The following is a 23,052-nucleotide window of genomic DNA, read 5'->3' as shown; positions in this document are numbered from 1 at the left end:
GGCATGCTGACTGCCGAATCGACCATCGACCTTCCCGCCAGGCCGGCTGACCTTGCGGATCGTGCGGTCGCCGCCTGGCGGGAGCCGGTCGTCATCGACACCTACCAACCCGAACCCCCGGACCGTTACCCGGCCTACCTCGACCGGCGGGTCTACCAGGGGTCGTCCGGCAAGATCTACCCGCTCCCGTTCTTCGAGCGGATCAGCCAGGACAAGACGCCGGTCAGCTGGGACGCGGTGCATCTGGAGAACCGGTGGCTGCGGCTGATGATCCTGCCCGAGCTGGGCGGCCGGATCCATATCGGACAGGACCGGACGTCCGGCTATGACTTCTTCTACCGCAACAACGTGATCAAGCCGGCGCTGATCGGCCTGACCGGTCCGTGGATCGCCGGTGGGGTCGAGTTCAACTGGCCGCAGCACCACCGTCCCGCCACCTACCTGCCCACCGACGTCTCGATCGAGGTGGAGGAGTCCGGCGCGGTCACGGTGTGGTGCTCCGACCATGATCCGCTCACCCGGATGAAGGGCATGCACGGCATCCGGCTGCATCCCGACCGGGCCGTGGTGGAGGCCCGGGTGCGGCTCTACAACCGCGACGACGAACCCCGAACCTTCCTGTGGTGGGCCAACGTCGCCGCGCGTGCCCACAACGACTACCAGTCGTTCTTCCCGACGGATGTACGGATGGTCGCCGACCACGCCAAACGTGCCGTGACCGCCTTCCCGGCCGCCGACCGGCCCTACTACGGCATCGACTACCCGGCCCGTCGGAGCGTCGCCGGCCCGAGCGCGGCCGGCCACGACGTGCCGGGCGACCGGATCGACTGGTACCGCAACATCCCGGTACCCACCTCCTACATGTGCCTCGACTCCAGCGACGACTTCTTCGGCGGCTACGACCACCTCGCCAAGGCCGGTTTCGTGCACGTCGCCGACCATCAGATCTCCGTCGGCAAGAAGCAGTGGACCTGGGGGAACGCCGCATTCGGGCGCGCCTGGGACCGGAATCTGGCCGACGACGGCGCCGCCTACGTCGAGCTGATGGCCGGCGTCTTCACCGACAACCAGCCGGACTTCTCCTTCATCGCCCCAGGCGAGACGAAGGTCTTCTCCCAGTTCTGGTACCCGATTCAGCAGATCGGTCCGGCTCAGCAGGCGACCCTCGATGCTGCGCTCAGCCTGCAGGTCGAGGCCGGACCCTCCCCGATCGTACGGATCGGAGTCGCCACCACGGCCAACCGGCCGGCGACCACGATCGAGCTGCGTGACGGGTCGGGCACGATCCTGCTGTCGGAACGAGTGGACATTGAACCGGGCCGGCCGGCCCTGATGCAGCGGCCTCTGCCGGCCGACGTCGATCCCGGCGCACTGCAGGTGCAGGTCAGCCAGGCGGAGTCGGTGCTGCTGACCTGGCGGCAACGGACCGGGTCTCAGCCGGTGTCAGCGGCCACCGAACCGGCCCAGCCGCAGGCGGTGGCCACCGTCGACGAGCTGTACCGGATCGGGGTGCATCTGGCGCAGTACCGGCACGCGACCCGTTCGCCGGAGCCGTACTGGCGTGAGGCGCTGCGCCGAGACCCCGGCCACCCCGGCAGCTGCGTCGAGCTGGCCGTCCTGGACTACCGGCGGGCGCGCTATCTGGAGGCCGAGCAGCTGTTGCGGACGGCGATCAGACGGTTGACGATGCTCAACCCGAACCCTGCCGACAGCACCGCTCATTACTACCTCGGCCTGACGCTGACCCGGCTCGGCCGCCCGGACGAGGCGTACGACGCCTTCGGCAAGGCGATCTGGAACCGGGCCTGGCGTGGGCCGGGTGGCTTCCAACTGGCGCGCTTGGATGCTGCTGCGGGCCGGGATCGGGCCGCGTTGGATCGGCTCGACGACGTGCTGCGGTGCGAACCGGACCATCTTCAGGCCCGGTCGCTCCGGGCGCTGCAGCTGCGTCGGGTCGGCTGCGGTGCGGCGGCCGAGGCGGCTCTCGCCGACCAGCTGGCCCTTGACCCGCTCGACTGGTGGGCGCGGGACCTGGCCGGGCAACCGTTGCAGGCCGACCCGCAGACCTGTCTCGATGTCGCGCTCGAGTACGAGAAGGCCGGTGAGCCGGTCGAGGCACTGCGGGTGCTTGAGGTGGCCTGGGGCAACGAGGAGCGCCTGGTCGCTGGTGCACCGGCCGCCCGGCCTCTGGTCGGGTATTACCAGGCCCGGCTGCTGCAACGGATGGGCCGAGACGTCGCCTCTGCGGTGGCCGCCGAACGTTCCGCCGGGGCTGACGACCGGTACTGCTTCCCTGGCCGGCTGGACGACGCGGACCTGCTGCGGGAGACCTGCCTGCTGGGCACTCCGGCCGCCCGGCCGCACGCCCTCCTCGGCCACTGGCTCTACTCGGTGGGCCGGCGGGACGAGGCTGCGGCTGCCTGGCGGTCGGCCGTGGAGCTGGACCCGACCGACTCCGTCTGCTGGCGCAACCTCGGGCTCGCCGCCTACGGGTCCGGCGACCTCGACCTGGCTGCGGACTGCTATCAACACGCGGTGGCCGCAGAGCCGCAGGAGGCTCGGCTGTGGTTCGAGCGGGACCAACTGGCGCAGCGGGCTGCGGTGCCGCCGGCCGACCGGATGACCACACTGAGCGACAACCTCACCCTGGTGCAGAGCCGTGACGACGCGACCGTGGAGCTGGCCCATCTGCTGCTCTCCCTCGATCGTCCGGAAGAGGCCCACCGACTGCTCGGTGAGCGCCGATTCCAGCCGTGGGAGGGTGGTGAGGGTCAGGCGTTGCGGGCCTGGGACCGCGCAAGCACGGCGCTGGCCCGACGGGCGCTGGCCGAGCAGGCGGGGGAGTCGGCACTGGCACTCGTGGATGGCGCCCTCGAGCCGCCCGTGTCGCTGGGCGAGGCCCGGCATCCGTTGGCGAACTCAGCCGGACTGCGGCTGCTCCGCGGTGATGCGCTCGAGGCACTCGGACGTACCGAAGAGGCCCGGGAGGAATGGGCACTGGCCGCCGGACAGGTGGGTGACTTCCTCTCGATGAGCAGCCACCCCTTCAGCGAGGCGACCTTCGCCTCGATCCAGGCCTACCAACGACTTGGGTATGTCGACGCGGCCGCTGACCTCATGCACGCGGTCGAGGCGTTCTGTGACGACCTCGACAGCACTCCGGCGGTGATCGACTACTTCGCCACCTCGTTGCCCGACCTGCTGCTGTTCCCCGAGGATCTGCAGCAGGCCAAGGCCCGACGGGTGGCCTTCCTGCGCGCCCAGCTCGACATCTGCCGGGGGGACATGACGGCCGCGCAACGGCGGGTCGCCGGCCTCCTGACCGCCGACCCCAACTACACCGATGCCATCGACCTGGCTCGGTTCGCACTGGCACCGACCCAAGGAGAGACTCGATGACCCGATGGCAGCTCGCCACCGCGACCGGCTACTACACCGTGAGCCTCGCCCCCGGCGGGGTCGGTCTGGTGCTGGACCATTGGGGGCCGGACGCCGACGCCGCACCCTGGACCCAGACGGAGCGGTCCTCGTTCGGCACGGCACCCGATGCGATGCCGCTCGAGTACGCGGCGATCGGCACCAGGCAGGTGGAGGGGGCCGAGCTGATCGTGACCCACGACGACGGCCTCACCGGCGCCCGGCCCAAGGCCGCCCCCGAGGTGCGCTACGCCGACGACGGAACCGTGAGCCGGCTGGAGGCGCGGTTCGACGATGTCACCGGCCGGATCAGCTGGCTGACGGTGCTTGAGAGCAGCCGCGCCCATGACGTGGTCCGCAAGTGGGTGGAGATCGAGAACACCGGTTCAGGCTCGTTCGAGCTGTCCCGCGCGTTCAGCGGGGCCTGGGAGGTCCCCGTCGGCCCGGGTGCCAGGATCGACTACCTGGGTGGTCGTTGGGCCCAGGAGTTCACCCGCTTCCAGGCCTCACTACCGGCAGGTGAGCTCTCCCTCGGCAGCCGGCAGGGGATCACCTCACACACGTTCTCGCCGGTCGTCACCGTCTCGCGCACCGACGAGAGCGCCGACACCTCGGCCAGCTTCGCTGTCGCACTCGCCTGGAGTGGCTCTTGGCGGATGCTGGTGGATGCGGTCCCGTTCCGCGACCGGGTCAGGATCAGCGGCGGGGTCGACGACGAGTCCAACGTCATCACACTGCAGCCAGGTGAGCGTTTCGTCAGCCCGGAGATGCTGGGCATCAGCAGCCCGGACGGGCCGGCCGGGATCCAGCACCGCTGGCACGACTACCAGCGCTCGGTGCTGGCCCGCAGCACGGGACTCGAACATCGACCGATCGTCTACAACTCCTGGTACGCCACCGAGTTCGACGTCAACCTCGAGCACCAGTCCCGACTGGCTGATGTCGCCGCCAGGGTGGGGGCCGAGATCTTCGTCGTCGACGACGGCTGGTTCGTCGGCCGGAACAGCGACACAGCCGGGCTGGGCGACTGGACTCCGGACCCGACGAAGTTCCCCGACGGTCTCGACCCGCTGATCACGGCGGTGATCGACCGGGGCATGCGGTTCGGGCTGTGGGTCGAACCGGAGGCGGTCAACCCCGACAGCGACCTCTACCGGGCACACCCTGACTGGATCTACCGCGCCGGCGACCGCGAGCTGGTCACCTGCCGCAACCAGTACGTGCTCGACTTCGGCCGCGACGACGTCGTCGAGTGGGCGATGGAGATGCTGCGTTCGGTGCTGGCCGACCGCCGGATCAGCTATCTCAAATGGGACATGAACCGTCCGGTCAGTGACGGCGGTCGCCCGGGCGATCCACATGGTCGGGAATGGAGCGTTCAGCATGCTCGCGGTTACTACCGGGTGATGAGGATGCTCCGGGAGGAGTTCCCGCATGTCACCGTGGAAGCCTGCTCCGGTGGGGGCGGCCGGATCGACAATGCGGTGCTGGGGCTCACTGACGTCGTCTGGACCAGTGACGAGACCGGGCCGCGCGACCGGCTGGCCATCCAGGACGGCTTCCTGACCGCCTACCCGGCGTCGGTGATGAGCTCCTGGGTCACTGATGAACCGGATCGGCTCGACCTCGAGCCAGCCAGCTTCGAGTTCAGGTTCCTCGTCGCCATGGCAGGGGTGCTCGGCATCGGCTCGGACCTGCTGCAGTGGGATGAGCTGACGCAGCGGCGCGCCGCCGAGCTGGTGCGCCGGTACCGCGAGATCCGCGAGGTGGTGCACACCGGCCTGGTGGTGGCGCACGGTCGGCCTGTCGACCCGGTCTATGCCCTCGAGTACGCGGGCGACCAGCTCACCTGCCTGCTCGTGTACGGCCGGAGCGGTAGGCCGACAGACGTCCGGCTCGCACCGCGGACACTGTCGCCGACGGCCCGCTACCGGTTGCGCGGCACGGACCGGGAGCTGACCGGCGAGCAGGCGGCAGAGGGGATCGAGGTGCCGTTCGCGCTGGCGTCGGACGCCGACATCGTGATCCTGGACCGGGTCGGGTGAGCGACCGTCCCACCGGGCTCGGCCCGGACTGGCAGCGGGTGCCGCTGACCGTCGTCACCGATGAGGCCCACGGGGGCCGCTGGACGTCGCTCCGCTCGGCTCACAGCGCCGGCTCCGACGTTGACCCTGCAGAGCGCGAGTGGCTGTGGACCAACCCGGCCGCCGGAGTGCAGCGTGAGCGTCGGTCGGTGGTGCCGGGTCAGCCGTTCGTCGACGCCGGTGGTGGAGAAGAGTGCTTCCCGACCGTCCGTGGGGCCCCGGATCATGGGGCGGCGTGGTCGGTCGGCTGGCGACGGCTCGACGACGCGGCGGTGGGGACGACGCCGTACGGACAGCTCAGCCGGAGGTTCAGGTCAGGGGAGGACCTTGAAGTGGGCTACCGGGTCGATGGCCGGCCCGGTAGCCCGTTCCTGCACGCGGTGCACCTGCTGCTGCAGCTGAGCCCCGAAGCCCGGTTGACGGTTCCCGGCCAGTCGCAGATGGACGTCCTCGACCACCCGGTGCCCGGTGCGACCAGCCGACTGGCGTGGCCTTCAGGCACCGGCACCGACCTGAGCAGGCTCGGCCCGGACGACGGCACCGCGGTCTGCGCGCTGCTGCCCGGCTGCACCGCGGCGGTCCTGGTCGACCGGCAGGAGGCGCTGGCCTTCGAGTGGATGACGGGAGCGGCGGACAGTGGGCTCTGCTCGCTGCTGCTGTGGCGCAACCTCGGTGGTTGGCCCGAGTCGGGCCCCTACCGGTCGATCGGCATCGAGCCGATGATCGGCCGGGCTGCGGCCCTCGAGGGAGCCCCCGACGACGCAGTCGCTCACCTCGACGCAGCTGGCCAGTTCAGCTGGACCCTGCGGCTGTCCGCCTGGCGGCGCTGAGCGCCTGCCACAGAGCCAGGGAAACTGTCACGTGACGCGGCAAATTTGCGGCGTCATGTGACAGTTTCCCAAGTCGACTTGGGAAACCGACGCCGACGACCAGGGCCCCGGTCAGTCGTCGAAGGAGAAGGCGCTCAGCCGGCGCCGGGTGGCCAGCAGCAGCACCGCCGAGATGCCGGTGGTGGCGAGCATGATGCCCGCCATCGGCACCGGGGTGCCGTTGTCCAGTACGCCGACCAGCGGCGCGGTGAGGCCGCCGATCAGGAACTGTGCCGACCCCAGCAGGGCCGCCGCCGTCCCGGCCGCCTCGCCATGCCGGTTGAGCGCGATGGCAGGAGCGTTCGGGAAGGACAGCCCGGCGAGGGCGACCAGGAACCACAGCGGGACCATGAAACCGGCCATCCCGCCGAAGCCCGTGGAGGTGGTCAGGACCAGGGTCAGCGCCATCAGCGCCGAGCCCACGACTGCGGCGGTGAGCACCTTGACGGGCCCGAAGCGCTGCACCAGGACCGGGTTGATCTGGGTGGCGACGATCATGCCGAAAGCGTTGCCGCCGAACGCCAGCCCGAACTGCTGCGGGTTCAGCCCGTACAGGTGCTGCAGGATGAACGGTGAGCCCGAGACGTAGGCGAAGATCGTCGCGAACATCAGACCCGCGACCACCACCATCACCACGAACATCTTGTCGGAGAACATCGAGGCATACGCCTTCAGCGACTCGACCGGTCGGGCCGACCGCCGCCGCCAGCTGGGCAGCGTCTCCGGCAGGGCGAAGAAGGCCAGCGCCAGCAGCAATGCTGCAGCCGCCGCCAGCACGATGAAGATGCCGTGCCAGGAGGTGACCTTCAGCAGGGCGCTGCCGAGCGAGGGAGCCAGGATCGGTGCGACGCCCATCACCAGAACCAGCCGGGACAGCAGCTGGGCCGCCCTGATGCCGGTGAACAGGTCGCGGACGATGGCCATGGCGACCACCGCTACGGCCGCGCCGGCGACACCCTGCAGGCTGCGGGTCACGGTCAGCATGGTGATGCTCGGGGCGATCGCGCAGAGCACGGACATCAGGCCGTGGCCGGCGAGACCCATCAGCAGCGGCTTCCGTCGACCGACGGCGTCCGACAGGGGGCCGATGACCAGCTGACCGAGACCGAGCCCGATCAGCAGACCGGTGATGGTGGTCTGGGCCTGGGCATCGGTGGCGTGCAGCTGGGTGGTGAGCTCCGGCAGGGCCGGCAGGTACATGTCCACGGTGAGCGGGCCGATGGCGCTCAGCAGCCCCAGCACGAGCACCAGCTGGACGTACTTGCTCCCGACGAAGGTGTCGCTGAGAGCCCTCGGGGCGACAACCGGGGCGGTGAGGTGGAGCTGGTCGGTCTGGACGGCGGGATCAGCGACGCTGGTCATGGGGGTCCTCATGAAGAAGCAGGCGAACGGAAAGGAGAGGCGCCCGTGCACATCGTCGTGAACCGGGGTGGAGCGGAGGCCCAAGGGCCGAAGATGAAGGAAAGCGGGTGCGGCAACCACACTGCTCGGGTCGCCCGCTACTTACGCTGACAACCTTTATTGTTGCGGATGCATTCCCGATTCGCCAAGCCTTTGATGAGACGTTTCATCCGTGTCGTGGTGAAGGCGACCGGCACAGCCGCTTGCCCTGCTGGCCCGACCCCCTAGAGTTTGCAGGACAGACGCCGATCTCGCCCAGGAGGCTCGCCATCAAAGCGGACAAAGCAGTTCAACTTCGACTCTTGGATCTGCAGGCCGTCGACACTGCGCTCAACCAGCTCCAGCATCGCCGCCGGACCCTTCCGGAGCACGCCCTGATTGCCGAGCTTCAGAACGAGCGGAACCAGCGCGCCGAGTCCCTGGTTGCTGCCGAGACCATCGTCTCCGACCTGGAACGTGAGCAGGAGAAGGCCGAGGCCGACCTGCAGCCGGTACGCGATCGCTTGCTTCGCGACGAGCACCGGATCGCGGACGGCACGGTCGCCGACCCGAAGGCGCTGGCAGGGCTGATCGAGGAGGTCGAGCATCTCACCCGCCGGATCTCCGATCTCGAGGACGCCGAGCTGGAGTTGATGGAGCAGCTGGACAGTGCGAACGCCTCCGCAGCCCAGCTGCGTGGTGAGGTCGCCGCTCTGGACGGGCGCTTGGCCGAGCTGCAGGCGAAACGGGACCAGCAGCTGGCCGAGCTGGACGCGGACGCCGCCGAACGACAGGTCGAGCGGGACGATCTGGCGCCTCAGGTCAACCCGGACCTGATCACCCTGTACGACAAGATCCGCAGTACCCACGGCGGTGTGGGTGCCGCGGAGCTGCGGCAGCGTCGCTGCACCGGCTGCCGGCTGGAGATCAATGCCGCCGAGCTGCGGGAGTTCGCGGCCGCCGCCGAGGACGAGGTGCTGCGCTGCGAGGAGTGTGGCCGCATCCTGGTCCGGACGGCAGAGTCGGGACTGTGAGCACCCACCAGGACCGGGCCTCGCGCGGCTTGTAGGCTCCCCTCAGGCATTCGCACGCGGCGCCAATGGCGGCTGCACCGAGCAGAAGGAACGTCATGCCCGCTCGCAAGGTCCACGTTCGCGCCGCGATCCCGGCTGCGTTGGTCGACGGCCTGCGGGCCATCGACAGGGAGCTGAGCGTACCGGGGGAGTTTCCCCCCGAGGTGCTGGCCGCAGCCGAGTCGGCCGCCCGGTCGCCGCGGTTGCCGGATCTGGACCGGACCGACCTGGAGCTGGTCACCATCGACCCGGAGGGGTCCAAGGATCTCGACCAGGCCCTGCACCTGGGCCGGGACGGCGACGGTTACGTCGTGTCCTACGCGATCGCCGACGTCGCCGCCTTCGTCGCCGCTGGCGACCCGATCGACACCGAGGCACACCGGCGCGGCCAGACCTTGTACGGGCCCGACCACCGCATCCCGCTGCATCCGCCGGTGCTGTCGGAGGGGGCGGCGAGTCTGCTGCCCGGCCAGCATCGCCCGGCCCTGCTGTGGACCATCCGGCTTGATCATCACGGCAAGATGCGAGACGCCGAAGTCGTCCGGGCGGTCGTACGCAGCCGGGAGCAGCTGAGCTATGAGCAGGTCCAGGCGCAGCTGGACGGCGGTGAGGCGTCCGAGTCGCTGCAGTTGCTCAGGGAGATCGGGCAGTGGCGCGAGCAGCGCGAACGTGACCGCGGCGGCGTCAGCCTGAACATCCCCGAGCAGCAGGTGGTCACCGATGATGATCACTGGCGGCTAGAGTTCAGGACCCCGCTACCGGTGGAGGGCTGGAACGCGCAGCTGTCGCTGCTGACCGGCATGGCGGCGGCGCACATCATGATGTACGGGCAGATCGGGATCCTGCGGACGCTGCCGCCAGCCGATCACGGCGCCCTGCGTCAGCTGCGGCAGACCGCGAAGGCGCTCCGGATCAGCTGGCCGGCCGAGCTGGACTATCCCGAGTTCGTCCGCAGCCTCGACCCGAGCCTGCCCGCGCACGCGGCGATGATCAACGCCTGCACCCGGCTGTTCCGAGGTGCCGGCTACCGCGCCTTCTCGGGCGGCATCCCGACCGACGTCGAACATGCCGCGCTGGCGATCGAGTACGCCCACTGCACGGCTCCGCTGCGGCGGCTGGTGGACCGTTACGCGGGCGAGGTGTGTGTCGCGCTCTGCGCTGACCAGCCGGTGCCGGCGTGGGTGCTCCGATCTCTGGACACGCTGCCGGACGAGATGGCCGAGTCCGGCCGGTTGGCGGGCGCCTATGAGCGGGCTGTGATCGACCTGGTCGAGGTGTTCCTGCTGCGCGACCGGGTCGGCGAGCTGTTCGAGGCGACGATTGTCGACGTCGCGCAGGACAGGAAGATGGGTCAGATCATGCTCCGCGAGCCCGCTGTCGAGGCCAAGATCACCGGTGACCACCTTCCGCTCGGCCAGGAGGTCTCCGCCCGGCTGACGTCTGCCGAGGTCGGTCGGAACTCTGTGCTGTTCGAACTGGCCTGAGCGGTCCCGGCGGCGGGAGGGTCAACGGCCGCCGATCTGCCTCAACACCGCCTCGGCCTGCGCCTTGGTGATCTTGTGGCCGTGGTCGGTCAGGATGACCAGGACCAGCCGGTCACCCTGGACCCGTCCCATCTCGGTCCACTCGTCCTCCCCGGGGTAGGTCCTCCGGTCGATCAGGCCGAGCGCCGACGGCACGACGGTCGCCACCACCGGGCCGTCCGCGCGGGTGCAGGCGCGCACCTGCTTCAGGTAGAGGTCGAAGTACGCCTGAGCCTCCGCGGCGCGGCCGAACTGCATCACCAGGCCCACCCCAGGCTTCCCGTCGGAGTCGACGTAGCTGCCCTCGAGGGCCCGGGACGGGTCGGTGTAGTCGTCGCGCGTGACTTCGGTGCAGCCGATCGTGATCGCGTCACGGGCGGCGTAACGCGCGTCGCGGGCATGCACCCAGGTGCCGTTGCCCTGATAGCCCTCCTCGGAGCCGCCCTTCCGGGCCACGGTCCGCCAGCCGCGCGGGATCGGCAGGGATCTAGCCGTCAGCCTGCCCGCGGTCGAGGGCGCCGCCTTGGTCGGCGGAGGGGGCGGTGGCAGCGTGTTCGTGGTGGTCGGCTCGGTGGCCGTCGGCCCGGCCGAGCTGGCCGAGGCTGCCGGTGTGGCGCCCGACGCCGACGAGCCCGAGGGTGACGGGCCTGGCGGCGAGGAGGCTGCAGACGCTGTGGTGGAGGGCTGCGGGGTCGTGGTCTGGGTGGTCGAGCACGATGCCAGCAGACACAGCACCGCGGCAACTGATGCGACGGGTCGGCCCAGCCGTCGGATCATCGGTCGTACTGGAAGTGCTGGTAGTCGCGTCCCGGGCTCCACAGGCCACCCCAGAAGAAGTCGTCCTTGCGCAGCTGCCGGGTCAGGTAGCTGTCGTACACCAGCATCCCGTACCGCCGAGGAGAACGGTCGACGTAGCTGCGGCCGTTCTTGGGCCACCACCGGCCGTTCACGTCCCGGTAGGGGTTCTGCACCGTGTTGACGTCGATGGCGATGCCGTAGGAATGCGGCGACTGCGCATACGGGTTGCCGACCACCTTGCGGCAGTTGAAGCCGCTGGTGTTGTTGGCCTCCATCTGCACCGGGTCGTTGCCGCCGTACACATTGGGGTTGTTCATCTTGCGGACCGGGTAGCGATGGGCCAGCGCCTGGGCGAAGCCGCGGATCACCTCGTCGGTCAGGCTCGACCTGATGATCAGCACGCCGCGGTGCATCCGCTGATCGCTCATCCCGTAGTAGTTCATGGTGATGGTGCTGAGCTTCGAGGGTCCGACCGGGCAGCCCGACCGGTAGGTCTTGGCGACCTCCGCCGCCGTGGTGCGGGTGACGACCGCGTTCAGGGCGGCGACCCGCCTGAAGCTCCGACTCGGGCTCACGACGTCGCCGCCGCGGTTGGTGGCGACGTAGCCTGACCGGAGGCGGTAGGACCTCAGCTCGCCGGTCCCCTGGGTGAAGGTGGCCGAGAAGGTGCCGGCCGCATCGGTGGTGGCCCGCATCAGCAACCTGTAGCCGTCAGCGCCCTTGAGATCGATGTGGATGCTGACTCCGGGCCGAGCCGGGTAGACGTAGCCGGTGACCCGACGGCTCTTCAGGGCGTCGACGTTGGCGATCGGGTTGAGCCGGACGTAGGAGATGCGGACATCCACCTTGACCTCGTTGCTGCTGACCACCTCGCTGGCTGCCGGGTTGCCGCCCAAGGTGGCGCGGAACCGCAGTCCGAGCTCCCAGTGACCAACGAGCTGCCTGCCGCTGAAGGCACCCCCATCGGTGGTGGTCAGCACCAGCGAGCGTCGCCACTCCTTGCTCGCGACGCGGTACCAGTAGATCTCCACCCGCTCGCCGGCCTTGCCGCTGGACACGGTGCCGGAGATGTCGAAGTAGCCGATGTCGGAGAAGAACTTGCCGGGCTGCGGGGTGCCGCCCGCGGTGATCTTGAGGGTGACGCTCTCCGCCGCCGCCTCCTCCACCGTCGACTGCTGCACGAGCTGCCGCTGGACAGTGACGCTGGGACTGGCGGTGGTCGGGCTCGGCGACGGGCTGACGGTGCTCGGGCGGCTGCTGGTGGCGGTGCTCGGGGTGGCGCGGGTGGTGGCACTCGGTGTGCCCGTGCTGCGCGCGCTGGTGCTGGTGGCGCTGGCCGTGCTGGTGCTGGGTGCGGGGGTGGTCACGCCCGGTGATCGAGGAGCAGACCCGGTCGGGCTGGGGGTCGGCGTGCCGGTCTCGTCGGCACTCGCGACGGCGCTGGGCAGCGCCAGAGCCAGGAAGGTGGCGGCGACAACGGCGCTGCGGAGCGGTTTCACCGTCCAACCCAAACACATCGTGTCCAGTGGGGGAAGGGCTTGCCGGGTGCGTTTGGTAAATGATTGACAACAGGTGTGGCGGACGAGTCGGTCGATAAGCCGGATTCTGTGATCACCGCGAGCGGTGACCGGCGATCATCCATCTGCGACAGCTGTTGCCAGCTGCCTGGTGCGATCTACCCGGGAACTCGGGCGAGCAGCCCTCGGACGTTCCCGCAGGTGCGCCGAAGCGCACCCTCTTGATCTTGCTCCGGGTGGGGTTTACCGAGCCACCCCAGTCGCCTGAGGTGCTGGTGGTCTCTTACACCACCGTTTCACCCTTACCTCCGTCGCCGGAGGCGGTCTGCTTTCTGTGGCACTGTCCCGCGGGTCACCCCGGGTGGGCGTTACCCACCACCGTGCTCTGTGGAGTCCGGACTTTCCTCGGCACCGTTGCAGGTGCCGCGACCGCCTGACCGACTCGTCCGCCGCCCAGCCTAGCCGTTGGCCGCCCCAACTCTGAAAACCTGGATCTGGATGGGCCGCTGGTGGATTCGCCGCAGGGCCAGCTCACGGTTGGCGCAACTGGATCCAGGTTTTCAGGGAAGCGTCAGCACCTCGGCGCCGGTGTCGGTGACGACCAGGGTGTGCTCGAACTGGGCTGTGCGGCTGCCATCCGCGGTGAGCACCGTCCAGTCGTCATCCCAGATCACCCAGTCGTGCGTGCCCAGCGTGATCATCGGTTCGATGGTGAACGTCATCCCGGGCACCATCACCGTGTCGTAGGCCGGCTCGTCGTAGTGGGGGATGACCAGCCCGGAGTGGAAGGCGCTGTGCACGCCGTGGCCGGTGTAGTCCCGGACCACCCCGTAGCCGAACCGCCGGGCGTAGCTCTCGATCACCCGGCCGATGACGTTCACCTGCCGCCCCGGCCGGACCGCCTTGATCGCCCGGTTCAACGCCTCTTCGGTCCGTTCGGTGAGCAGTCGCGACTCGGTATCGACGTCGCCGCAGAAGTACGTGGCGCAGTTGTCACCGTGGACGCCGTCGACGAAGGCCGTCAGGTCGATCTTGACCAGGTCGCCGTCCTCGAGCGGACGGGCATCGGGGATGCCGTGACAGATCACCTCGTTCACCGAGGTGCAGAGCGACTTCGGGAAGCCGCGATAGCCCAGCGTCGAGGGGTAGGCGCCATGATCGAGCAGGAACTCGTGCCCGACCCGGTCCAGCTCGTCGGTGGTCACCCCGGGCGCGATCGCCGCTGCCGCAGCCCGCATCGCCTGCGCCGCGATCCGGCCGGCGACCCGCATCTTCTCGATCGTCTCGGCGGACTGCACATGACTGCCCTGATAGGGCGTCGGCGCCCGCCTTCCGACGTACTCGGGTCGGCGGATCTGGGCGGGCACGGTACGCATCGGGGAGATGGCGGCGGGTTGGATCGCTGTCACGCGACGATCCTACGTGCGTGCAGCGGCCCACCTCCCGAGCCGCCCACCGACGCCGGAGTAGCCTCGGTCTCGACGTCGACGAGGAGGAGCCATGGCTGCAGGGGACTGGTACTACTGTCTCGACCACAAGACGGTCGAGCCGTACGAGGCATGCAAGTCGAGTTCGCGGCTGGGTCCGTACCCGACGCGGGAGGACGCGGCTCACGCCTTGGAGAAAGTGGCCGAACGCAACGAAGAATGGGACAACGACCCCAACTGGAAGGACTGACCGCCGCCAGTCGGCAGCCGGGCCTGGCGAGCGATCTCAGTCGGCCCGATGGCTGCTCTGCACCAGCTGTCGATCGTCGCGATAGCGCTATGGGGTCTTCAGGTCGGCAAGGCAGCGGTTGAGGATGCCGATCCGTGCCTTGTCGCCGATCGAGACGGCACCGATGAACAGTGCCAACGAGTCCGGGTCGCCGAGGTCCACGACCACCACCTGCAGCACATCGCCCGGCACACTCAGCTCCGGCCGGTCGACGTACACCTCGGTCCGGATCGACCAGCCCCGCTTGCCGTCGACGGTCACCGCCTTGGACCAGAGCTGGCGCGAGCCGCTCAGCTGGGCATAGAAGCCGGACGTGACAGCGCAGGAGGTGACGGCGACGGCAGCCTGCTGCGGCTGACGGAACCCGTCCGACCGGTGCAGCTCACCGACGGCGAGCAGTGCGAACCATCCGGGCTCGGTGGTGAGCCGCTGGCCCTGCAGGTCGTAGCCCCAGCTGATCCCGCTCTCCACGTGTGGCGGGTCCCAGCCCGGCACCGGCCGGAACGACAGTCCGCCGCCGTGGACCCGACCGTCGCTCGGATGGTCGGCTCGGGCATAGGGATCGCCACTTGGACAGTCCTGCAGGGGTGCCGTCGAGTTGCTGGGAGTAGGGGCGCTGGGCGGCGGTGTGCTGGGCGAAAGGCTGGGCGGTGGGGTCGGCGAGTGGGTCGGGCTGCTGTCATCCCAACCGGACACGGTGGAGCTGGGATACGGTCCGCCGACGGTGGACCGGTTCCCGTAGACGTTGGCGGCAAGCAGAACGATCAGCGCCAGCACCACCAGCCCGGCGACCGCAACCAGGACGACGCCGAGGTAGCTTCGGCCCTTCTGCTGGCGGGAACCCGAAGCAGGGAGGCCCGGGCCCTCGGCAGGTGGCGACATCCGCGGATCTGCCGTGGTCTGCGACGACCAGGTGTAGCCGTCCCAGTAGCGGAACCTGCCGGGTGCGCCGCCGGGATCGGGGTACCAGCCGGGAACGGACATGGCGCCAAGACTAGGTCAGGACGCCTTGAGGTCTGCGACGGTCCGGTCCAGCTGCTTGATCAGCTTCGCGTCGCCGATCGGGACGGCACCGAGGAACATGCCGAGCGCCTCCGGACTTCCCACGTCGACGACCACGACCTCCACCACATCTCCCTCCAGATCCACGGTCGGGTCGTCGACCCGGATCTCGGAGCGGATGGCGAACCCCTTCTTACCAGCCACCGTGACCGCACGCGACGAGAGGTCCGTCCTGGACGAGAACCCCCGGTAGAAGCCGGAGGAGGCCATGCACTGCATCACTGCCTCGGCGCCCTGCTGGGGGTCGGTGAACCCGTCCGCGATCCGCAGTGTCCCGACCGCGAAGAGCGAGATCCAGTTCGCCGAGATGCTCTTCTGCTGGGCGCCGACGTCATAGGCCCAGGAGATGCCGGACGCACTGGTGCCGTCGGTGAAGCCGGGGATCTTGGCGAACGAGAGGCCGCCGCCGTGGATGCGCCCGTCGTTGGGATGCGTGTTGCGGAACGAGGGGTCGCCCTGTGGACACGCGACCGGCGGGGCCTGCGACCCGGAGCTGCTGGGTGTCCCCGACGGCGTCGGTGAAGGCGTGGGCGTCGGTGAAGGCGTGGGCGTGGCGCTGGGCGTCTGGGTCGGGCTGCTGTCGTCCCAGCCCGACCTGGTCGCGGAGGGCGTCCCCACGGTCTGGCCGCCCCGCGGTCCGAGCAAGGCGTTCGCGGCGAAGACTCCGATGACGATGACCATCACCAGCAGCAGTGCCGCGACACCGATCACCCAGCCTTTGGCGCTCTTCCGTCCACTCGCTGGTCCCGCTGCGCCGACCTGCCCGGCCGGTGGCGGACCTTGAGGGTTGTCGGTGGTCTGGGCACTCCAGCCCTGGCCGTCCCAGTAGCGGAAGCGGCCTGGTTGTCCGGCAGGGTCGGGGTACCACCCGGGCATCGACATTCGGCAAGGTTAACCGCTGATCAGCCGAGGTGCTCGTCTATCCGTGCCACCTTGGCGGCGAGTTGGCCGGTGAATCCTGGCCGAATGTCGGCCTTGAGCACCAGCGAGACGCGGTTTGATCGGGCTGCGACGACATCGACGGCGCGCTTGATCACCGCCATCACCTCGTCCCACTCGCCCTCGATGTTGGTGAACATCGCATTCGTCTCGTTGGGCAGTCCGGACTCGCGGACGACTCGGATCGCCGCGGCCACCGCCTCCGACACCGACCCGTCCTCGTCGGCTGACCCTGGGGAGATACTGAAGGCAACCAGCATGCTCCCAGTCTGGCCCCTCGGTTCGGGCCCGGGTCAGCCGGCCCCGCAGCCGGCGCCCCTCAGCCGACCCGTAGGTCCGGAGGTGGGTCGGTCACCAGCGTTCCGACGCTCACCAGGACGCCGATGATCATGATCAGCAGTCCGGTGATGATCATCTTCGACGGCGACTCGGTACGGGCGAGCCGCCGGCGACTTTGGGTGCCGGTCGACGCGGATCGTCGGTGGTCTGCTCGGACCAACCCGCTCCGTCCCAGTAGCGGTACCGGCCCGGCGTGCCATCGGATTCGGGCTACCAGCCGCCAGCAGCCACGATCGACTATCTCCCTTCGCGCCAACCGTTCGTGATCGGGAGCCGACGATCGCGGCCGAAGGCCTTGAAGGAGATCTTGGTGCCCGGCGGGTACTGGCGTCGCTTGTACTCGGCTCGGTCCACCATCCGCATCACCCTGTCCACCAGATCGGGGTCGAAGCCCTGGGCGACCAGATCGGCCCGTCCCTTGTCGCCCTCGACATAGTCGTCCAGGATCGCGTCCAGGATCTCGTACGGCGGCAACGAGTCGGTGTCCTTCTGGCCGGGTCGGAGCTCCGCGCTGGGCTCCTTGCTGATCGTGTTCTCGGGTATCGGCGGCGTCTCGCCACGGCGGACAGCCTCCTCATTGCGCCAGGCGGCCAGCTTCCAGACGTACGTCTTGGACACGTCCTTGAGCGGGGCGTAGCCTCCCACCGCATCGCCGTAGATGGTGCTGTATCCGACTGCGAGCTCGCTCTTGTTGCCGCAGGCGAGCACGATCGACGGACCGTGCTGGTTGGACTCGGCCATCCAGATGACGCCCCGGATCCGCGCCTGCAGGTTCTCTGCGGCGATCCCGTCGATGTCGAGGCCCTGGTGGAAGGCGTCCACGATCGGTGCGATCGGCACCGTGCTGAAGTGCAGCCCGGTCCTCTCGGCCAGCTCGGCTGCGTCGCTCTTGGAGTGCTCTGAGGAGTAGGCGCTCGGGTTGGACAGGCCGTAGACGTTGTCGGCGCCGATCGCGTCACAGGCGATGGCGGCCGTCAGGGTGGAGTCGATGCCGCCCGACAGCCCGAGATAGACCCGCTGGATCCCGTTCTTGCGGCAATAGTCGCCGAGCCCCAGCACCAGTGCGGCATAGACCTCACCCAGGTCGGAGAGGCGCTCGGTCACCTTCGGCTCGATCGGTGCACGCTCCGGCGCGGCGGTGGTGCTCAGCACGTGGTGGCTGATGATCATGCCGCTCGGGCCGGTGCCGTCGCTGCCGGGCGGCACCTCGAGGCCGGCCGGCAGCTCCAGGTCCGCAACGAGCAGGTCCTCGGCGAACTGCGGACCCCGGGCGATGATCGTTCCGCGGCTGTCGCTGATGATCGAGTCGCCGTCGAAGACCAGCTCATCCTGGCCGCCCACCAGGTTCACGTAGGCGAGCGTCGCACCGGCCTCCCGAGCCCGGCGCGCCACCAGCTCGCCACGGAAGTCGTCCTTGTTCCGTTCGTACGGGGAGGCGTTGACCACCGCCAGCAGCCCGACACCGGCCTCCCCGGCGGCCGCCACCGGGCCGCCGTCCTGCCAGAGGTCCTCACAGATGACGACCCCGACATCGACGCCGCGGACGCGCACCACATGCAGTTCGTTGCCCGGCCGGAAGTAGCGGTACTCGTCGAACACCCCGTAGTTGGGCAGGTGGTGCTTCGCGTAGGAGCAGACGACCGTGCCCTTGTGCAGCACCGCGGCCTTGTTCTGCGGCTTGGCGGCGCCGCTCTTGAGCGAATGCGTCTCGTCGGTCCGGTCCAGATAGCCGACCACCGCCGTCAGGTCCCCGAGCCCCGCCGCCTCCAGCCGGGAGGCGAGCCGCTCCACCGACAGCCGGGATGCGGCGACGAAGCTCTGCCGGAGCGCGAGGTCCTCGACCGGGTAGCCGGTCAGCACCATCTCCGGCAGCAGCACCAGGTCGGCACCTGCCTCGTCGGCGCGACGACACCATTCGACAACAAGATCAGCATTGGCGGAGATATCGCCCACATGGTTGTTGAGCTGGGCCAGGGCGATCCGAAGTTGAGGCACGGTCCGAGCCTAAACCAGGGCCTGTTGATCAGCGCCCGACCCTGCACCGGACGAGTCGCGGCGACGCGCCGTGAGACCGGCGGCATCTGTAACGTCGCTGTTACACGATCCGGGGCAGACTTTGCCCATGGACAAGCAGACCGAGTTCGTGTTGCGGGCCATCGAGGAACGGGACGTCCGGTTCGTCCGGCTGTGGTTCACCGATGTCCTGGGGTTCTTGAAGTCGGTCGCCATCGCCCCAGCCGAGCTGGAGGGCGCCTTCACCGAGGGCATCGGATTCGACGGGTCGGCCATCGAGGGCTTCGCCCGGGTCTACGAGTCCGACATGGTCGCCAGCCCGGACCCGTCCACCTTTCAGGTGCTGCCCTGGCGTGACCAGAAGCCGGCGACGGCGCGGATGTTCTGCGACATCACCATGCCCGACGGCTCGCCCTCGTATGCCGACCCGCGGTACGTGCTGAAGCGGGCCCTGAAGAAGGCCGCTGATCTTGGCTTCACCTTCTACACCCACCCCGAGGTGGAGTTCTTCCTGTTCAAGAACCCGGTCGACCCCAGCGTGCCGCCGGTGCCGGTGGACCACTCGGGCTACTTCGACCACACCCCGCAGAGCCTGGGCAGCGACTTCCGGCGGCGAGCGATCACGATGCTCGAGCAGATGGGGATCTCGGTCGAGTTCTCCCACCACGAAGGAGGCCCCGGACAGCAGGAGATCGACCTGCGCTACGCCGACGCGCTCTCGATGGCGGACAACATCATGACCTTCCGGGTGGTGGTCAAGGAGGTCGCGCTGTCGCAGGGCATCCACGCATCGTTCATGCCGAAGCCATTCACCGAGCACCCGGGGTCCGGCATGCACACCCACGTCTCGCTGTTCGAGGGCGACAACAACGCCTTCTACGACGCCAGCGCCGAGAACCACCTGTCGAAGGTGGCGCGCTATTTCATCGCCGGCCTGCTGCGCCATGCCTGCGAGATCACCGCAGTGACGAACCAGTGGGTGAACTCGTACAAGCGGCTGGCCGGTGGTGGGGAGGCGCCCAGCTATGTCTGTTGGGGCCGCAACAACCGCTCCGCGCTGGTGCGGGTCCCCATGTACAAGCCCAACAAGGGTGCCTCCGCCCGGGTCGAGCTGCGGTCGATCGACTCGGCGGCGAACCCGTACCTTGCCTTCGCCCTGATGCTGGCTGCCGGTCTGGCCGGTATCGAGGGAGAGTACGAGCTGCCCGAGGGTGCGGAGGACGATGTCTGGTCGCTGACCGAGCGGGAGCGTCAGGCCCTCGGCATCTCCCCACTGCCGCGCAACCTGGACGAGGCGGTCCGGGCGATGGAGAACTCCGAGCTGGTCGCCGAGACGCTCGGCGAGCATGTCTACGACTTCTTCCTGCGCAACAAGCGGGCCGAGTTCGAGACGTACCGGCGGCAGGTGACCCCGATCGAGCTGCAGACCATGCTGCCGGTGCTCTGACGGGGAGTTGCGCCTGTCGGCAGGCGACCCGGGGAGGCGACGAGCTAACGTCTTCCGCATGAGCGTGGATCGGCCGGTCGAGGAGGACGACGTTGTGGAGCAGTTGATGCCCGGCAGCGCCGACATCGAGCATTTCCGCACCAAGGGATGGTGGGTGTCGCCCCCGATCCTCGATGAGGCGGTGCTGGAGGATGCTCTCCGCGGCGCCGCTCGGATCTACCGGGGCGAGTTCGACCAGCCGCTGCCGGACGGCCGAACCCACGTCGGCTGGCAGCCGAGCGACGGCGATGTCCTGCGCAAGAACGATCATGCGAGCCTGCTGGTGCGCGAGCTGCGTGGCGTGACGATGAGTCGCGTCATCGGCGCTGTGGCAGCGCGGCTGACGGGTGCCGACGGCATCCGGCTCTGGCACGACCAACTGCTCTACAAGCCGACCACCACCGCACAGGCGACACCAGCGGATGTCCGGCCACATGTCGGCTGGCACACCGACCGGCAGTACTGGCAGAGCGCCTCGTCGGCCTCGATGCTCACGGCCTGGGTGCCCTTCCACGAGGTGCGCTCCGAGCACGGCCCGGTCATGTTCGTCGACGGCTCGCACCTGTGGGATGACGTCACCGGAGATTTCTGGGACCCCGACCTCGGGTCGCTGACCAGGCTGGCCGCCGACCGGGAGACCCATGTCTCCGAGGCGTTGGTGCCTCGCGGCGGGGTCAGCTTCCACCACTGCCGGACCATCCATGGTTCCGGTACGAACACCAGCGGCGAGCCGCGTCGAGCGATCGCAGTCCACCTGCAGGACGCCCCCAACCGGTTCCGGCACCATCGACTGCCCGACAGCACCATGGCCCGGCATGGCCTGGACTCCCTCGTCCGGCGTACCGTCGACGGGGACCCCGACTACTCCGACCCGGCCATCTGCCCCCTCCTCTGGCCCTGACCTGCTTCCGCTCCCTAAGCTTGTTCCCGTGCCCTGAGCTTGTTCCCGTGCCCTGAGCTTGTTCCCGTGCCCTGAGCTTGTCGAAGGGCGGTTGACAGCTGCTCTTCGACAGGCTCAGCGCGCGGCGGGCGGCGCCCGTTGGTCCTGGGTCAACTGAGCAAAGGGAGGGCACCGGAGAGGTCAGCCCGGAGCCCACTGGCGGACACCAGACCGGCTGCCCGTGCCTCGGCCCAGGCCTGCCGTCCGGTGGCCAGCCTGACGAACGTGAGCGGATCGGTCTCGATGACGTTCGGCGGAGTCCCGCGGGTGTGGGTGGGCCCGGGGTCGCCGAGGCCGCACTGCACGGCGGCGAACGGGGGCACCCGGACCTCGATCGAACGGCCCGGATGAGCGTCGGCCAGGATCGTGGCGAGGGTCCGACAGCAATTGGACAGGGCCGGCCGCTTCAGCTCGATGGCGGTCCGCTGGGGCAAGGACCGGGACAGGTCGTCGGCATGCACCACCAGCTCGACTGTCCGCGTCGCCAGGAAGTCGCTCAGGGCAGCGGGGCCTCTCGGAGTCTGCAGGGTCTTCGGCAGCGGGGCCGCCGACAGCCGCTCGGCCAGGCCACCGATAGCCGAGGCCAGCCGGCCCACCAGGACGTCTCCGGAGTGGTCGCCGGTGCGGTCTCTGGTTGAGGCGTTGATCTGGTCCACGTCCCGGCGGTAACGGCGTACCCACTCGTGCATCGGCACTGGCCGCTCCCGCGTCGGTGTCTCCAGCAGCCGACGGAAGCCGTCCACCACCAGCAGCAGGTGTCCGGTGAGCGTACGGATTTCCCAGTCCGGAAGCACACTCGGTCTGTCGAACTCCTCAACGGAGAGCTCGGCCAGCCACTCGCGCACCACCTGGGCCTGCTCGATCAACGCCTCCGCCGGAGTCACCCTGCGCGTCGCCATGGTCCGGGACGCTATCAGCAGCCAGGCCGGCTGAGACGAGAGAGCACCGGAAGCGTTGCCGGGCTATGATCTGACCACCGGGGGGACACGATGTCTTCCGTGCAGGTGTCTGCTGCACGGGTCCTAAGGGGCACAGGTGAAACTCACGGTTCTCGGCGGCTGTGGCGGCTGGCCGACCGCCGACCAGGCTTGCAGCGGTTATCTCGTCGAGCAGGGCGGCTTCACGCTGCTCATCGACCCCGGTTACGGCGTGCTGGCGGAGCTGCTGCACATCATGCCCGCGACGCACGTGGACGCCGTCTTCGTCAGCCACGGCCATCCGGACCATTGCGCCGACCTGAGCCCGCTGCTGCGAGCGCGCGTGCTCGGAGGTGGTGCCGAACCCCCGGCCGCGACGCTTCCGGTGTTCGCTCCCGCCAAAGCACTGGACCGGGTGCTCGACCTCGACCAGGTCCGCTCGGTCCGCCGGGGGTGTGAGGTCAGTGTGCTCAAGGACGGGTCGTCGGTGCGGGTCGGGCCGTTCGAGCTGGAGACGGTCACGCTGCCGCATCACGTACCGAACCTCGGCCTTCGACTCACGGCAGACGACGACGTGCTGGCCTATACGGGCGACTCGGGCCCCTGCTCGGACCGGGTGGCGCTGGCTAAGCACGCCGACGTGCTGCTGGCCGAGGCGAGCTATCCGCGCGAGGTACCGGCCGAGGATGCGCGCTACCTGTCAACGGCCAGCCAGGTCGCTCATGACAGCGGTGAGGCGGACGCCGGGCTCACCCTGCTCACCCACCTGCTGCCCGGTCAGCGTACGGAGGAGGCCCTGGCAGCGGTGGCCGAACGGGGAATCAGCCGAGCTGAGCTGGCTCGTCCCGGTCTCGCTGTGGACGTGTCGGCAGTGTTGACCGGGGCCTCGCCGCGACGGTCGGCCGGCCCGATGATGGCGGTGGTGGCTGCCGACCGGCCCCGTCGGGCGATCGGACGCTAGCCGGGGCCCCGTAGCATC

At 69.1% G+C, this 23,052-nt stretch carries 20 protein-coding genes, 1 other RNA gene and 1 pseudogene; 10 read left to right on the top strand and 12 right to left on the bottom strand.

Features of this window, described 5'->3' with window-relative positions; translation table 11 throughout:
• Positions 1-3: 3 nt before the first annotated feature.
• Genes JOE57_RS04155 through JOE57_RS04145 form a run of 3 tightly spaced genes read left to right on the top strand, consistent with a single transcriptional unit; the run spans position 4 to position 6,331 of the window.
• The gene (locus tag JOE57_RS04155) at positions 4-3,399 is read left to right on the top strand and encodes a DUF5107 domain-containing protein (RefSeq protein WP_204916531.1); all 3,396 of its coding nucleotides are present in this window, start codon (positions 4-6) and stop codon (positions 3,397-3,399) included.
• Positions 3,396-5,462, top strand: coding sequence for an alpha-galactosidase (locus JOE57_RS04150; RefSeq protein WP_204916530.1), 2,067 nt, complete (start codon positions 3,396-3,398; stop codon positions 5,460-5,462). Before JOE57_RS04155 ends, JOE57_RS04150 begins: the two co-directional genes overlap by 4 nt.
• Positions 5,459-6,331, top strand: a complete 873-nt coding sequence (locus tag JOE57_RS04145) for a hypothetical protein (RefSeq protein ID WP_204916529.1) — start codon at positions 5,459-5,461, stop codon at positions 6,329-6,331. Before JOE57_RS04150 ends, JOE57_RS04145 begins: the two co-directional genes overlap by 4 nt.
• A gap of 111 nt (positions 6,332-6,442) precedes the next feature.
• On the opposite strand, the gene JOE57_RS04140 is transcribed toward JOE57_RS04145, so the two are convergent.
• The gene (locus tag JOE57_RS04140; RefSeq protein WP_204916528.1) at positions 6,443-7,732 is read right to left on the bottom strand and encodes a multidrug effflux MFS transporter; all 1,290 of its coding nucleotides are present in this window, start codon (positions 7,730-7,732) and stop codon (positions 6,443-6,445) included.
• Positions 7,733-8,073: 341 nt separating this feature from the next.
• Between JOE57_RS04140 and JOE57_RS04135 the strand changes: the two genes are divergently transcribed.
• Positions 8,074-8,784, top strand: coding sequence for a zinc ribbon domain-containing protein (locus JOE57_RS04135; RefSeq protein ID WP_239578833.1), 711 nt, complete (start codon positions 8,074-8,076; stop codon positions 8,782-8,784).
• Positions 8,785-8,879: 95 nt separating this feature from the next.
• A complete protein-coding gene (locus JOE57_RS04130; protein WP_204916527.1) occupies positions 8,880-10,307 on the top strand; it encodes an RNB domain-containing ribonuclease in 1,428 nt (475 codons plus the stop codon).
• A 21-nt stretch (positions 10,308-10,328) separates the two neighbouring features.
• Here the strand turns inward: JOE57_RS04130 and JOE57_RS04125 are convergent, their stop codons facing one another.
• From JOE57_RS04125 to JOE57_RS19125, 3 genes are read right to left on the bottom strand one after another with little or no spacing between them, the layout of a single operon-like run.
• The gene (locus tag JOE57_RS04125) at positions 10,329-10,802 is read right to left on the bottom strand and encodes a hypothetical protein (protein WP_204916526.1); all 474 of its coding nucleotides are present in this window, start codon (positions 10,800-10,802) and stop codon (positions 10,329-10,331) included.
• Positions 10,803-10,833: 31 nt separating this feature from the next.
• Positions 10,834-11,061, bottom strand: a complete 228-nt coding sequence (locus JOE57_RS04120; RefSeq protein WP_204916525.1) for a hypothetical protein — start codon at positions 11,059-11,061, stop codon at positions 10,834-10,836.
• Positions 11,062-11,119: 58 nt separating this feature from the next.
• Positions 11,120-12,325, bottom strand: coding sequence for a M15 family metallopeptidase (locus JOE57_RS19125; RefSeq protein ID WP_204916524.1), 1,206 nt, complete (start codon positions 12,323-12,325; stop codon positions 11,120-11,122).
• Positions 12,326-12,341: 16 nt separating this feature from the next.
• On the opposite strand from JOE57_RS19125, the gene JOE57_RS04110 reads away from it, so the two are divergent.
• Positions 12,342-12,710 (top strand): hypothetical protein, encoded by a 369-nt coding sequence (locus JOE57_RS04110; protein WP_204916523.1) that lies wholly within the window; start codon positions 12,342-12,344, stop codon positions 12,708-12,710.
• Between the two features lie 12 nt (positions 12,711-12,722).
• On the opposite strand, the gene rnpB is transcribed toward JOE57_RS04110, so the two are convergent.
• An RNA gene (rnpB, locus tag JOE57_RS04105) (RNase P RNA component class A) lies at positions 12,723-13,106 on the bottom strand.
• Positions 13,107-13,221: 115 nt separating this feature from the next.
• Positions 13,222-14,037 (bottom strand): type I methionyl aminopeptidase, encoded by an 816-nt coding sequence (gene map, locus JOE57_RS04100; protein ID WP_204920204.1) that lies wholly within the window; start codon positions 14,035-14,037, stop codon positions 13,222-13,224.
• Positions 14,038-14,161: 124 nt separating this feature from the next.
• Here map and JOE57_RS04095 point away from each other — a divergent pair, with 124 nt between their 5' ends.
• On the top strand, positions 14,162-14,338 hold the full coding sequence (locus JOE57_RS04095) for a hypothetical protein (protein ID WP_204916522.1): 177 nt from the start codon (positions 14,162-14,164) through the stop codon (positions 14,336-14,338).
• A gap of 87 nt (positions 14,339-14,425) precedes the next feature.
• On the opposite strand, the gene JOE57_RS04090 is transcribed toward JOE57_RS04095, so the two are convergent.
• From JOE57_RS04090 to JOE57_RS04070, 5 genes and pseudogenes are all read right to left on the bottom strand, one after another.
• Positions 14,426-15,361 (bottom strand): DUF2510 domain-containing protein, encoded by a 936-nt coding sequence (locus JOE57_RS04090; protein ID WP_204916521.1) that lies wholly within the window; start codon positions 15,359-15,361, stop codon positions 14,426-14,428.
• 15 nt (positions 15,362-15,376) lie between these two features.
• Positions 15,377-16,321, bottom strand: coding sequence for a DUF2510 domain-containing protein (locus JOE57_RS04085; RefSeq protein WP_204916520.1), 945 nt, complete (start codon positions 16,319-16,321; stop codon positions 15,377-15,379).
• A gap of 20 nt (positions 16,322-16,341) precedes the next feature.
• Positions 16,342-16,638 (bottom strand): thiamine-binding protein, encoded by a 297-nt coding sequence (locus tag JOE57_RS04080; RefSeq protein ID WP_204916519.1) that lies wholly within the window; start codon positions 16,636-16,638, stop codon positions 16,342-16,344.
• A gap of 151 nt (positions 16,639-16,789) precedes the next feature.
• A pseudogene (locus tag JOE57_RS19290) lies at positions 16,790-16,906 on the bottom strand (DUF2510 domain-containing protein); the annotation flags it as partial.
• 48 nt (positions 16,907-16,954) lie between these two features.
• Positions 16,955-18,712: an NAD+ synthase gene (locus JOE57_RS04070; RefSeq protein WP_204916518.1), complete on the bottom strand. Its 1,758-nt coding sequence runs from the start codon at positions 18,710-18,712 to the stop codon at positions 16,955-16,957.
• A 127-nt stretch (positions 18,713-18,839) separates the two neighbouring features.
• On the opposite strand from JOE57_RS04070, the gene JOE57_RS04065 reads away from it, so the two are divergent.
• The gene (locus JOE57_RS04065) at positions 18,840-20,177 is read left to right on the top strand and encodes a glutamine synthetase family protein (RefSeq protein WP_204916517.1); all 1,338 of its coding nucleotides are present in this window, start codon (positions 18,840-18,842) and stop codon (positions 20,175-20,177) included.
• Positions 20,178-20,235: 58 nt separating this feature from the next.
• Complete coding sequence (locus JOE57_RS04060; RefSeq protein ID WP_204916516.1) at positions 20,236-21,117, top strand: phytanoyl-CoA dioxygenase family protein; 882 nt, start codon at positions 20,236-20,238, stop codon at positions 21,115-21,117.
• Positions 21,118-21,266: 149 nt separating this feature from the next.
• Here JOE57_RS04060 and JOE57_RS04055 read toward each other — a convergent pair whose 3' ends face one another.
• The gene (locus JOE57_RS04055; RefSeq protein WP_204916515.1) at positions 21,267-22,055 is read right to left on the bottom strand and encodes a maleylpyruvate isomerase family mycothiol-dependent enzyme; all 789 of its coding nucleotides are present in this window, start codon (positions 22,053-22,055) and stop codon (positions 21,267-21,269) included.
• A gap of 136 nt (positions 22,056-22,191) precedes the next feature.
• Here JOE57_RS04055 and JOE57_RS04050 point away from each other — a divergent pair, with 136 nt between their 5' ends.
• Complete coding sequence (locus tag JOE57_RS04050; protein WP_204916514.1) at positions 22,192-23,034, top strand: MBL fold metallo-hydrolase; 843 nt, start codon at positions 22,192-22,194, stop codon at positions 23,032-23,034.
• Positions 23,035-23,052 lie beyond the last annotated feature (18 nt).

It is taken from the genome of Microlunatus panaciterrae, from assembly GCF_016907535.1.
Taxonomy (GTDB): Bacteria; Actinomycetota; Actinomycetes; order Propionibacteriales; family Propionibacteriaceae; genus Microlunatus; species Microlunatus panaciterrae.
The sequence above is the reverse complement of the archived record's forward strand: the minus strand, read 5'-3'. Positions and strand labels throughout refer to the sequence as shown.